We start from the raw sequence: 12,480 nt of genomic DNA on the forward strand, positions 1-12,480 counted from the left end.
AGTAGTAATAAAATATTTCCTTTTTAAAGGGGAGTAGCTGCTACAGTAAAGTCGTCATTTCGAGAATGGTATTCTCCGGCTTTATTGGCAACGTTGATGTTGTTAGCAAGACCTTTACTTTACAGGTAAAGGTCTTTTCTGTGTTTTTTGAGGCCTTTACTGTATACGGTAAAGGCCTATTTTAGTGGCGAGAGGAATATTTTTAAGAAACCTTACTTTTAAGGAGGAAATATTCATGGATTTCACTTTATTACTGGAATACGGTTGGGTTTTGCTAGTATTGATTGCCTTGGAAGGGCTCCTCGCCGCTGATAATGCGTTGGTTTTGGCGATTATGGTTAAACATTTACCGGAAGAAGAACGGAAGAAAGCCTTATTTTATGGATTGGCCGGGGCGTTTGTCTTCCGTTTTGCATCATTGTTCGCGATTTCCTTTCTTGTTGATGTGTGGCAGGTTCAAGCAATTGGTGCCATTTATTTATTATTTATGGCCGGAAATCATATTTTCCGTAAGTTTTTTGTAAAAGGTAAAGGCGAGGTAAAACCGCAAAAAGAGGGTAAAAAAGCAGGAGGATTTTGGGGTACCGTGTTTAAGGTCGAACTGGCGGATATTGCTTTCGCAGTTGACTCTATCCTTGCAGCAGTGGCAATGGCTGTCGTTCTTCCAAATACACCATTGCCAAACATCGGCGGACTTGATGGTGGTAAATTCCTGGTCATCTTCGCAGGCGGTATCATTGGTTTGGTGATTATGCGATTTGCCGCAAACCTATTCGTCTCACTTCTGGAAAAAAAGCCAGGCTTGGAAATTGCCGCTTTTACCATCGTCGGATGGGTTGGTGTAAAACTTGCTGTTTATACCCTTTCACATCCCGCACTTGGCATCTTAAGCGAAGAATTTGCTCATTCTACACAGTGGAAACTAAGCTTCTATCTCGTGTTAGTTGGAATCGCCGCTGCAGGTTGGTTCTTTTCGAAGGATAAGAGCCAGAAACAGGCAGAAGGTGAATCAACGGCATCTTAAAATGGTAAATACGTACAAAAAGGAAGGCGTTCCAACACAGCTTGGATTGCCTTCCTTTTTTTGAAATATATATGATTCCCAACCTAAAAAGTGTTATGATTTATGGGAAAGATATACTGATTATAGTTCATACTAATGAAAGTAAACTTTACGATCATAATGGTATTTGGAAAAATGGAGTGATACACATTATAAGAAACAGTATTCCTAATTTATTTACGCTGTTTAATTTATTTTTTGGCTTTCTATCCATCATGTATTCGGCACAGGGGGACTATAAAAATGCCGCCATCCTTATTTTAATCGGGATGATGTTGGACAGCATGGATGGCCGAATTGCCAGAATACTTCGGGTACAAAGTGAATTGGGGAAAGAATTGGATTCGCTTGCTGACATTGTGACCTTTGGGGTTGCACCGGCAATGATGGCCTATTATGCCTATTTTTCGAATTTTGGTGTTTTGGGAATGGCCATTTCCGGATTGTTTCCGCTATTTGGCGCCTATCGGCTCGCAAGGTTCAATATCAATGCGGTCAAATCCTCGCTTAAGTATTTTACCGGAGTGCCCATTACTGCTGCTGGAGGTTTGTTAACACTTTTAACACTTTTTCACGGAAAAATGCCATCATTCATTTTGCCAGTAGCTTTTTTTGTCCTTTGTTTTCTAATGGTTAGTACCGTTAAAATACCAAGTTTGAAGGAAGTGCCGCTTCCCAAATACGGGATTATTGTCACCGCGTTTTTGGCCTATGCCATTTATTTAAGTTTAACAAGAGAGCGTTATCCGTACTTTATTTATGTCGCTGTTCCGCTCTACATTGCCTTTATTGTTTTCCAGCAGGTCCGTCGTAAGCGAAGACGTAAACCAAAGCTATAGGATTGCATTTATGGAAAATGGACAAAGAACTGGTAATTTATCAGCATATTGTTTATTTTAATATAGTATAGGTTTTATTACGATTCTCAGAAAGAAGGAACAGCTATGAAAGTAAAAGTAAATCGCATTGCAGCAAAGGCAATAAAACGAATGCTGGAGCAGGAGGAAGCGCAAGGAAAAATGTTCCGGGTCTACGTGACAAACGTTCACGGTGACCACGCCCACTATGATTTAATGCTTGATACGCCAACCGAAAATGACGTTGTCGTCACATCAGATAAAGAAATTGACTTCATTATTGAAAAAGGCAATCAATACTTGGAGGATCTCTGGATCCAACTCTTCCAAGTCCCTGAAGAACAATGGGTCATTACCAACCCTTCAATGGCTCACCATCACCACCATTAAAGAAGTACGAAAACATTTGGACTCCTGTTCAAATGTTTTCTTTTGCTTTTTCAAAGATTCTAAATTCTTGAAAAAGTAATACATTTTTTCATATAATCAAAATTGTTGCATCTATAGACAAAGGGGATATTTCATGATTCGACGTTTCTTTTCTTATTATAAACCGCATAAAAAGCTGTTTATTCTAGACTTTAGCAGTGCGGTGGTCGTAGCGATTCTGGAATTGGCCTTTCCGCTCGCAGTACAATGGTTTATTGACGACCTGCTCCCGGAAAGCGATTGGCCAGCCATTGTGTCGGTCAGTATCGGGCTATTATCATTATATTTAATCAGTACGTTTTTGCAGTTCATTGTCAACTATTGGGGACATAAACTCGGCATTAATATTGAAACAGACATGCGGCAGGAATTGTTTGAGCATGTCCAAAAGCAGTCGTTCCGCTTTTTCGATAACACCAAAACAGGGCATATCATGAGCCGGATTACCAATGACTTATTTGACCTAGGCGAACTTGCACACCACGGCCCGGAAGATGTGTTTATCGCATTCATGACATTTATTGGAGCTTTTTGGATTATGTTTACCATCAATGTCAAATTGGCGCTGTCTGTTCTTTTGATTTTGCCACTGTTAATACTGTTGGTTGTGGTTTGCAACTTGAAGATGAATAAAGCATGGTCCAACATGTATTCAAGCATTGCTGACGTGAATGCCCGGGTAGAGGACAGTGTTTCAGGAAGCCGTGTCGTACAATCTTTTACAAATGAAGATTTTGAGATTGAGCGATTTAGAAAAAACAACCGCAAATATCGCGCGGCCAAGCTGGGCGGCTATCGCGTCATGTCGGTTAGTCTGTCCGGAATTTACATGATGACCAGATTGATTACCATCATTGTGTTGGTGTACGGTGCCTGGCTCAGTTTCACGGGTCAACTATCATACGGTGAATTGGTCGGATTTGTCCTTTATGTGAATGTTTTGGTGAAACCAATCGATAAAATCAGCGCCATCATGGAATTGTTTCCAAAAGGGATGGCCGGATTTAAACGTTTCACGGAGCTGATTGATTCACAACCCGAAGTTAAAGACACCAAGGACGCCGTGGAAGTTGCCTCACTAAACGGAAATATTGCATTTCATGATGTATCTTTCCGCTATGACCGCCATAAGGCTGTTTTGGAAAATATTAATATGCAGATTCAGGCCGGGGAAACGGTTGCCTTTGTCGGACCTTCAGGTGCCGGAAAGACCACGATTTGTTCCCTGATTCCAAGATTTTACGATGTGAACAGCGGTGCTATTACAATTGACGGTTTGGATATTCGGAACATGACGAAAAAGTCATTGCGGTCACAAATCGGAATCGTCCAGCAGGATGTGTTTCTTTTTACCGGAACGATCAGAGAAAATATTGCTTATGGAAAACGAGATGCAACTGATGAGGAGATTTATGAAGCCGCCCGTCGAGCCCATCTAGAACAATTTATTGCTTCTTTGCCGGATGGCTTTGAAACAGAAATTGGCGAGCGGGGCTTAAAGCTGTCTGGAGGGCAAAAGCAGCGGTTGGCGATTGCGCGGATGTTCTTGAAAAACCCGCCGATATTAATTTTGGATGAAGCCACTTCCGCATTGGATACCGAGACAGAAAAGGTCATCCAGCAAGCGCTCAATGAACTCGCACAGGACCGGACGACATTAATCATTGCCCACCGTTTGGCCACCATCCGAAACGCAGACCGAATTGTGGTCATAACCGAAGATGGAATTGCCGAGGAAGGGGCACATGATGAATTAATTGAACAGGGTGGAATATTTGCCAACCTGCACCGTGTACAATTTCAACAATAATTTTTGTATGAACCCTGCAATCAATTTTTGCAGGGTTTGTTGATGCGATTTCATAATTACATTATGTTAACTGAGTGCAATTTTTGATTCTTAAATAATAAACATGGTAAGCTTGTATATGGAAATTTTCAAAAGGGGGACATAAAGGAAGCTATGGAGATAAAATTAATTGCGCTTGATATGGATGGAACATTGTTAAATGAAAATCATGAAATAACAGAGGCAAATCGCCAAGCAATTAAGGAAGCGCAAGATAGAGGGATTCATGTTGTGCTTAGTACAGGAAGACCCATTCATCATTGCAGGCCGCATGCTGATGAATTAGGGCTTGCTTCTTACTTGGTAACAGTCAACGGCAGCGAAATATGGGATGAGAAACGCGAATTGGTTGAACGAAATTTGCTCAAAACCGACCGTATTGAATGGATGCTCAAGCTGGCTCGCGAGCATGGTGCGACCTTCTGGGCAATCGATACGGAGCGAAGCTGGCATAATGAAATGCCGGAGGATTTATATACTGTTGAATGGTTGAAATTCGGTTTTAACGTTGATGACGATGCCGCAAGAGAACTCATTTCGAATGAGCTTAAGGCAAAAGGGGAATTCGAACTGAGTAATTCCACTTTGAAAAATATCGAGGTAAACCCTATTGGCATCAGCAAAGCAAAAGGCCTCGAAATTGTCTGCAGCCGACTGGGCATAGAAATGAAAAATGTCATGGCGGTTGGAGACAGTTTGAATGATTTAGCGATGATCGTTGAGGCTGGTGTCGGTGTGGCCATGGGAAATGCACAGGACACCGTGAAAGAAGCTGCCGATTGGGTTACCGCTTCAAATGAAGAAGATGGAGTGGCCAAGGCTATTCGGAAATGGGTATTAACAGAAGATTAATTTTTCGGTATAAAAATAATTGAAACGGGAAGCCTATAAATAAGCATTTTTTGAATGCTTATTTACACGTGGGAGGCTACATTAAAATGGAACATGGCAAGGTAAAATGGTTTAACAGTGAAAAGGGCTTTGGCTTTATTGAACGTGAGGGCGGCGATGATGTATTTGTCCATTTCTCCGCGATTCAAGGAGAAGGGTACAAATCTTTGGAAGAGGGTCAAGAGGTTACATTTGAGATTGAAAATGGACAACGCGGGCCCCAGGCTGTTAATGTTCGTAAAGGTTAAGGTTCTTAATCAAACAGACTCCATTGTGGGGTCTGTTTTTTTAAATGGGTAATTATCGTTTTTAGGACAATTATATCCGCGTTCGCCCCTAAATCATTCTATAATAGAAAAAAAGGAGGCGGCATGTATGAACGAACGAATTGCAATAGTTACCGGAGCTTCGAGTGGATTTGGACTGCTCACGACATTGGCGCTGGCTCGAGAAGGATTCAAAGTGGTGGCAACAATGCGTAATCCTGCTAAAGGTCAGAAATTATTAACACAAGCAGCGGACCAAAACCTGGAACGAAGAATCATCATCCATGAACTCGATGTCACCTCAGAAGCTTCAGTAACGACATTAAAACCGCTGCTAGAATCACTCGGCAGGGTTGATGTCCTTGTGAATAACGCCGGATACGCGGCAGGAGGGTTTGTCGAGGAACTCTCCGCCGATGAATACAGAAAGCAATTTGAAACGAACGTTTTCGGGGTAATCGCTGTAACGAAGACTGTGCTGCCGTTTATGCGGACCCAAAGACAGGGAAAAATCATAAACGTAAGCAGCATCAGCGGAATTGTTGCGTTCCCAGGATTATCGCCATATGTCGCCTCCAAACATGCACTGGAGGGGTGGAGTGAAAGCCTCCGCCTGGAAATGAAGCCTTTTGGTGTAGATGTTGTGTTAATTGAACCTGGATCTTACAAAACAAATATATGGACTTCCGGAAAACAGGTCACCAGTTCCCCAGAAGAATCGCCTTACTTTACATTGATGAGAAATCTTGAAAAGTATATTGAGTCGAGTGCTGACCAGTATGGGGACCCACAGGAAGTAGCAAATAAAATCGCCGAAGTTGCAATAATGAAAGCCCCATCCCTTCGCTATCCAATCGGTAAAGGAGTCAAAAGTATCATTATCCTAAAAAACCTTCTCCCTTGGAAACGGTGGGAAGCTATTTTTTCAAAAAGGCTTCCAAAATGAACCAATGACCCCTTTATTTTCTCTAGTAGCCAATTCAATCATAAATGTTAAATTATACCAAATTTTTCTAAAATAGCGAATATAGAAAAAAGTCGAATTCTTTTAGCAGGATTTTGCGGATATTATGAGAATTATAAAAATAAGATAGTACAAAAGGGGGGGCTTTACATGGATATAAAAGTAGTAGAAAAAGATAGTCTAAAAGTAGTAGGTATTAGCTGGAATGGGACGTATTCTCAAACAAGTACGATTCCCGGTATGTTTACGGAATTAGAGCAGCGTCTTGAGGAAATTCCGCATAAGGCGGAGGAACCAGTGTTGATTGCGCCCTTTCATAGCAGGGAAACAGAATTTACCTATTATGTGACCGCTCCTGTCGAAAAAATTGAGCAGGTTCCTGATGGTATGATTGGTTTCACAATACCACCAAAGAATTATGTGTTTTCTACTCATGTTGGAAGACCCGAGGACGTTGAAAATACATACCTGCAAATGTTTAAGTGGATGCAGGAATACGGTTATGAACAAGATCAGAATGCCCTAAGTCTGGAAATATACAAAGAGGAATTTAAGCATCAAAACGCTGACGGCAATCTTCGTTTCGAAATATATTTGCCGGTAAGAGTATATAAATAGATTATAGAATGGAGGAGGCTTTGCCTTCTCTTTTATGCATTTCATTTCCTATTTAAATCTTAATAGGGTATACTATACATATTTAATTGAATATTCCTTCGGGGTGCGGTGAAATTCCGAACCGGCGGTGATGAAGCAATATAGCTTCTTAGTCCGTGACCCGGTTAACCTTTGGTTAAACGGTGGATCTGGTGTAATTCCGGAGCCGACAGTTAAAGTCTGGATGGGAGAAGGATAAGACAGGTTTAAAAATTTGCAAAAAAATGCTTATTTTTAAGCCTTAGTTTGTTATTGTCATTTTTCTAACCCCTGAAGGAATACTTCAGGGGTTTTTTTCGTGTAAAGGAGCAGGAAAAATGGATGATACACACTACATGAATTTGGCATTAACCTTTGCCAAAGGAACATTAGGGCAAACAACACCCAATCCGGTAGTTGGGGCCGTTGTTGTAAAGGACAATCAAATCATTGGGATGGGGGCCCATTTGAAAGCTGGTGAGCCCCACGCTGAAGTACACGCTATTCGCATGGCCGGCGATAAAGCAAAAGATGCCACCCTTTATGTCACACTTGAACCATGCAGTCATTTCGGCAAAACACCGCCTTGCTCGAATTTGGTTATCAAAACCGGAATTAAAAAAGTCTTTGTAGCCACCACCGACCCCAATCCCCAGGTTGCCGGGCGGGGAATTGAAATGATGAGGCAGGCCGGAATCCAGGTTGAAGTTGGCTTATTACAGCAGGAAGCCCAGGATTTAAACAAGGTGTTTTTTTATAACATCCAAACGGGGCTGCCATTCGTGACCTTGAAATATGCAGTCAGCCTGGATGGGAAAACCGCTACGGCCACAGGAGAAAGCAAGTGGATTACCGGAGAAGCAGCACGGAAAGATGTCCATCAATTCCGCCATATTCATGATGCGATATTAGTTGGAGTCAATACCGTTATAAAAGATAATCCAACGTTAACAACAAGACTGCCCTCAGGTGGAAAAAATCCCATCCGCATCATCATTGATACCAAATTAAGGACACCGATTGACGCCAATATCATTACCGATAACCAAGCGCCTACTTGGATCATTACCGGTGGTGAGGTTGATGAAAATCGAGAGGCGGTATTCCGTAAAGCAGGAATTGAAATAATAAAAATGGACAATAGCCTAATTTGTATCAAAGACATGCTGGAGGTGTTGGGACAGCGCGGAATCAGTTCTGTCTTTGTCGAGGGCGGTGCCGAAGTACATGGCAGTTTTTTAAAAGAAAAAGCTTTTCAGCAAATAATCGCTTATATTGCCCCAAAACTGATCGGCGGCAAACTTGCTCCCAGTTCAGTTGGCGGTGAAGGGATCCCAAACATGTCGGATGTGGTTGATTTAACGTTTCGGCACGTGGACATAATTGGCTCGGACATCAGGGTCATAGCGGAACCAAGATAGGAGAAGGTGTATGTTTACCGGAATAATTGAAGAAATTGGAATAATGGAAAATATTCAGCGCACGGGAAAATCCTTTGTTATGACAATCACGGCAAAAAAAGTCTTGGAGGACGTTCATCTTGGTGACAGCATTGCCGTGAACGGTGTGTGCCTGACGGTTACATCTTTCACGGGAACTCGCTTTACCGTTGATGTTATGCCGGAAACGGTTAAGGCGACAAGCTTACAAACATTAACTCGCGGATCTAAAGTAAATCTAGAACGGGCGATGGGAGCAGGCGGCCGGTTTGGCGGGCATTTTGTCAGCGGTCATATCGATGGCACTGGAATCATTATGAGCAAGGAAGCACTTGAGAATGCTGTTTATTATGAAATTGAAACAGCCTCTGAGTTATTGCAATACGTGATTCAACGGGGCTCAATTGCCGTGGACGGGACAAGCTTGACGGTTTTCGGCGTATCGGAGAATAGCTTTACTCTGTCTCTGATCCCCCATACGTTGTCGGAAACCGTATTGGGGCAGAAGGGTACTGGCGATATCGTCAACCTGGAATGCGACATGATTGGCAAATATGTCGGTCATTTTTTAAAAAATCAAACTAAGAACCAGCTACAATCTAAATCCGGAATTACCGCCAAGTTTTTAGAAGAAAATGGTTTTTGAACTCGAGAGAAGGAGTGATGAGGCATGTTTGATTCCATTGTGGACGCACTGGATGAGTTAAAACAAGGAAAAGTCATCATTGTATGTGATGATGAGGACAGAGAAAATGAAGGGGATTTTGTATCTCTGGCGGAAAAGGCCACCCCAGAAGTCATTAACTTGATGGTAACTCATGGGCGAGGACTTTTATGTGTTCCAGTTGAGGAAGAGCTGGCGCAAAAACTCGATTTATTTCCGATGGTGTCAAAAAACACTGATCCTCATGGAACTGCCTTTACGGTAAGTATTGACCATAAGCTTTCCACCACGGGGATATCGGCCTTTGAACGGTCTGGAACTGTTTTGAGCATGCTCGACCCGGAAGCCAAGGCTGTAGATTTTAAACGACCGGGGCATATTTTCCCGCTTATTGCGAAAAAAGGTGGAGTCCTAAGAAGAACGGGACATACTGAAGCGGCAGTCGACCTGGCAAAGTTATGCGGGGCGAAACCAGCGGGAGTCATATGTGAAATCATGAATGAGGATGGCACGATGGCACGTGTTCCCCAACTAAGAAAAATTGCCGATAAACTTAACCTGAAAATGATAACGATTAAAGATTTAATTGAATATCGGAACAAAAAGGACAAATTAGTTAAGCGTGAAGTAGAAATAAAGCTGCCGACAGAATTTGGCGAATTTAAAGCGGTTGGATATTCGAATCTGGTGGATGATAAAGAGCATGTCGCCCTGGTAAAAGGAGAAATCGATCCGGAGCTGCCAATTCTTGTCCGCGTCCATTCCGAATGCCTGACTGGGGATGTGTTCGGTTCTTATCGCTGTGACTGCGGTCCACAGCTGCATGCAGCCTTAAATCAAATTGAAAAGGCCGGTAATGGGGTCCTCCTCTATATGCGACAGGAGGGACGCGGTATTGGACTTTTGAATAAACTGCGTGCCTACAAGCTGCAGGAGCAAGGCTATGATACGGTTGAAGCAAATGAAAAACTGGGATTTGGCGCAGACTTGCGTGAATATGGCATTGGCGCACAAATCCTAAAAGACTTGGGTATTAAAAAGATGATGCTCTTGACCAATAACCCTCGCAAAATCAAGGGATTGAAGGGTTATGATCTTGAAGTTGTCGATCGGGTGCCGCTGCAGATGGAAATGAAACCAGAAAATGAACGCTACCTAAGGACAAAGCATGATAAACTTGGCCACCTTTTATATTATTAAAAAATTGGAGGAATAGTAACATGGGACAAATATTTGAAGGAAATTTAGTAGGATCAGGTCTTAAAGTCGGGATTGTTGTCGGACGTTTTAATGAGTTTATTACAGGCAAGTTATTGAGCGGTGCTGAGGATGCATTGAAAAGACATGGCGTCAGTGAGGCAGATGTCGATGTTGCCTGGGTTCCGGGTGCTTTTGAAATACCCTTCATTGCGCAAAAAATGGCAAATAGCAAAAAGTATGATGCAGTCATCACTCTTGGGGCGGTCATTCGCGGAGCCACACCACATTTTGATTATGTCTGCAATGAAGCTGCTAAGGGAGTTTCGGCAGCAGGACTAAATAGTGGGATTCCTGTGACCTTTGGTGTCTTGACAACCGATTCCATTGAACAGGCAATTGAACGGGCCGGCACCAAGGCAGGAAATAAAGGCTGGGAGGCCGCAACAACGGCGATTGAGATGGCAAATTTATGCAGGGGTTTTGACCAATAAACAAATTTAATCGAAATGGCGGGGTAGACTGGCAAATAGCTGCCCCAAAATATATTTATAAAAAACATATACAATACGATCTATTTTTTACTATAATAAAAGAAGCATAAAAATATCATTAAAAAACAGGTGCTAAAGTCTTAACGAGACTCTTAGCTTAATAGGGAAGTTGGTTAGAAGCCAACGCGGTCCCGCCACTGTAAATGGGAGCAACCTATAAATTGTCACTGTCGAAAGATGGGAAGGCATAGGGAGCGATGACCATGAGCCAGGAAACCTGCCTGTTTTCAAACACCAAAAACCTACGCGGATAGGGGAGTGTTACGCTAGAAACTTTTATTGTTTGTTTCTTGCCATACATAACACTTCCTCCTTGATTGATAGGAGGATTTTTTTATGCCATTTTTGTTATTAACAAAAAAGGAGAGAAGAAAATGAAAAAAGCAACATTTATTTGGGTCTTAACTTTGGCCCTTGCCATCGTTATACCTTTCAATGCAGCAGCGGCCGAGGATGTTTCCATGAAAGTTTCCTCCACCGCACAACATGTCCAAGCTGGTGAGTTTGATTTTAACTTTGATTTACTGGCAATTTCACTTTTAAAAGCTGGAAAAATGACAGAGTCAAATAAGGCAGCGTATTTAACAGTATTAAAAAATAGAGTAAATAGCAGTGAATTAGCAGGGCCCAATCTTCACAAAACAATCTTGGCAGTTCGTGCATTAGGTTTGGAACCAACTAATTTCGAAGGTCAAGATCTGATTAAAAAAGCTTACAACGATACAACGCTCAATACATTAACTGCGTATGTATATGCATTAATTGCCTTCGACAGTGCTGATTACAGTATTCCCGAAGATGCAGTATGGACCAAGGCAAAACTCATTGACAAGATTACGAACATGGATTCAACGGGCGGCGGTTGGAACTGGGCCGGGGTAACAACAGACCCTGCTGACCCTGATACTACTGGAATGGTACTAACTGCGTTAGGGAAACATAAATCAAATCCTGTCGTGAAATCGGATATAAATAATGCAGTTTCCTATATAAAGGCGGAAGAAACAGATAACGCAGGTTTTATAAGTTGGGGCAATGAAAACTCTAATTCTACAGCGCAAATCGTGATTGGATTATCAAGTATTGGGGTAGACCCAACATCTGCGGAGTTTATGAAAAACAATAATAATCCGGTTAATCACTTATTCACCTATGAGACTAGTAATGGTGGTTATAAATATACGATGGGCTCTGAAGAAGATTCTTTTTCGAATGAGCAAGTTTATCAGGCTTTAGTGGCATATGACAAATTTAAAGTGGGTGATCATCTTTTTAGTTTCCCTTACCAAGAGAACGAGGACCCGTCTTTGCCAGAAGCGCCGGTTCCATCCTCACCAATTGTTAACAACAATAATACTGTTTATGTCACACCGAGTACAGACGTTTCAAAGTTACCAGTTGCTCAGTCAACAAAAGAGACTATTAGGGAAATCATTAAAAATAACAACACAGGCACAGCAGGCACAGCAGGCAATGCACCAACGCAGCCGCAAGTGATTATCGTTCAACAGCCTGCAGCTGCACCAGCTGTTGCGGGGGAACCAAAGGTCGAGGTAAAGGTTGAGAAAGATGGCGGTACGTTTAACTCCAATAATCTAAAGGTTGGGGGGACGACAGCGCTTATTGGTGCAATTGCTTTAGTATTAAGAAGAAAGTTCTTGGGGGTGTAAC

The 12,480-nt window shown here is 42.2% G+C and carries 13 protein-coding genes and 2 riboswitches; all 13 genes read left to right on the forward strand.

Features of this window, described 5'->3' with window-relative positions:
- The first annotated feature begins 235 nt into the window (after positions 1-235).
- The 13 genes from ACZ43M_RS11390 to ACZ43M_RS11450 all read left to right on the forward strand — a co-directional run bounded on the left by ACZ43M_RS11390 (position 236) and on the right by ACZ43M_RS11450 (position 12,479).
- Positions 236-1,024, forward strand: a complete 789-nt coding sequence (locus ACZ43M_RS11390) for a TerC family protein (RefSeq protein WP_464507519.1) — start codon at positions 236-238, stop codon at positions 1,022-1,024.
- Positions 1,025-1,203: 179 nt separating this feature from the next.
- The gene (pssA, locus tag ACZ43M_RS11395) at positions 1,204-1,902 is read left to right on the forward strand and encodes a CDP-diacylglycerol--serine O-phosphatidyltransferase (RefSeq protein ID WP_464507520.1); all 699 of its coding nucleotides are present in this window, start codon (positions 1,204-1,206) and stop codon (positions 1,900-1,902) included.
- A 105-nt stretch (positions 1,903-2,007) separates the two neighbouring features.
- A complete protein-coding gene (locus ACZ43M_RS11400; protein WP_464507521.1) occupies positions 2,008-2,310 on the forward strand; it encodes an iron-sulfur cluster assembly accessory protein in 303 nt (100 codons plus the stop codon).
- A 133-nt stretch (positions 2,311-2,443) separates the two neighbouring features.
- Positions 2,444-4,159 carry an ABC transporter ATP-binding protein gene (locus tag ACZ43M_RS11405; RefSeq protein WP_464507522.1) on the forward strand — a complete coding sequence of 572 codons (1,716 nt, stop codon included), beginning with the start codon at positions 2,444-2,446 and terminating at the stop codon, positions 4,157-4,159.
- A 153-nt stretch (positions 4,160-4,312) separates the two neighbouring features.
- Positions 4,313-5,050, forward strand: a complete 738-nt coding sequence (locus tag ACZ43M_RS11410) for a Cof-type HAD-IIB family hydrolase (protein ID WP_464507523.1) — start codon at positions 4,313-4,315, stop codon at positions 5,048-5,050.
- Between the two features lie 86 nt (positions 5,051-5,136).
- Entirely contained in the window at positions 5,137-5,337 is a 201-nt protein-coding gene (gene cspD, locus ACZ43M_RS11415) for a cold-shock protein CspD (protein WP_464507524.1), read from the forward strand.
- Between the two features lie 127 nt (positions 5,338-5,464).
- The gene (locus ACZ43M_RS11420) at positions 5,465-6,301 is read left to right on the forward strand and encodes an SDR family oxidoreductase (RefSeq protein ID WP_464507525.1); all 837 of its coding nucleotides are present in this window, start codon (positions 5,465-5,467) and stop codon (positions 6,299-6,301) included.
- 168 nt (positions 6,302-6,469) lie between these two features.
- Positions 6,470-6,937: a GyrI-like domain-containing protein gene (locus tag ACZ43M_RS11425; protein WP_464507526.1), complete on the forward strand. Its 468-nt coding sequence runs from the start codon at positions 6,470-6,472 to the stop codon at positions 6,935-6,937.
- Positions 6,938-7,027: 90 nt separating this feature from the next.
- A riboswitch (FMN riboswitch) is annotated at positions 7,028-7,176 on the forward strand.
- 117 nt (positions 7,177-7,293) lie between these two features.
- Entirely contained in the window at positions 7,294-8,376 is a 1,083-nt protein-coding gene (gene ribD / locus ACZ43M_RS11430; RefSeq protein WP_464507527.1) for a bifunctional diaminohydroxyphosphoribosylaminopyrimidine deaminase/5-amino-6-(5-phosphoribosylamino)uracil reductase RibD, read from the forward strand.
- A 10-nt stretch (positions 8,377-8,386) separates the two neighbouring features.
- Entirely contained in the window at positions 8,387-9,040 is a 654-nt protein-coding gene (ribE, locus tag ACZ43M_RS11435; protein ID WP_464507528.1) for a riboflavin synthase, read from the forward strand.
- A gap of 24 nt (positions 9,041-9,064) precedes the next feature.
- On the forward strand, positions 9,065-10,258 hold the full coding sequence (locus ACZ43M_RS11440; RefSeq protein ID WP_464507529.1) for a bifunctional 3,4-dihydroxy-2-butanone-4-phosphate synthase/GTP cyclohydrolase II: 1,194 nt from the start codon (positions 9,065-9,067) through the stop codon (positions 10,256-10,258).
- 20 nt (positions 10,259-10,278) lie between these two features.
- The gene (gene ribH / locus ACZ43M_RS11445) at positions 10,279-10,749 is read left to right on the forward strand and encodes a 6,7-dimethyl-8-ribityllumazine synthase (RefSeq protein WP_464507530.1); all 471 of its coding nucleotides are present in this window, start codon (positions 10,279-10,281) and stop codon (positions 10,747-10,749) included.
- 110 nt (positions 10,750-10,859) lie between these two features.
- Positions 10,860-11,048: riboswitch (cobalamin riboswitch) on the forward strand.
- Positions 11,049-11,183: 135 nt separating this feature from the next.
- Positions 11,184-12,479 carry a prenyltransferase/squalene oxidase repeat-containing protein gene (locus tag ACZ43M_RS11450; RefSeq protein WP_464507531.1) on the forward strand — a complete coding sequence of 432 codons (1,296 nt, stop codon included), beginning with the start codon at positions 11,184-11,186 and terminating at the stop codon, positions 12,477-12,479.
- The last annotated feature ends 1 nt before the right edge of the window (position 12,480 follow it).

The sequence above is a fragment of the Neobacillus sp. B24 genome, assembly GCF_055381825.1.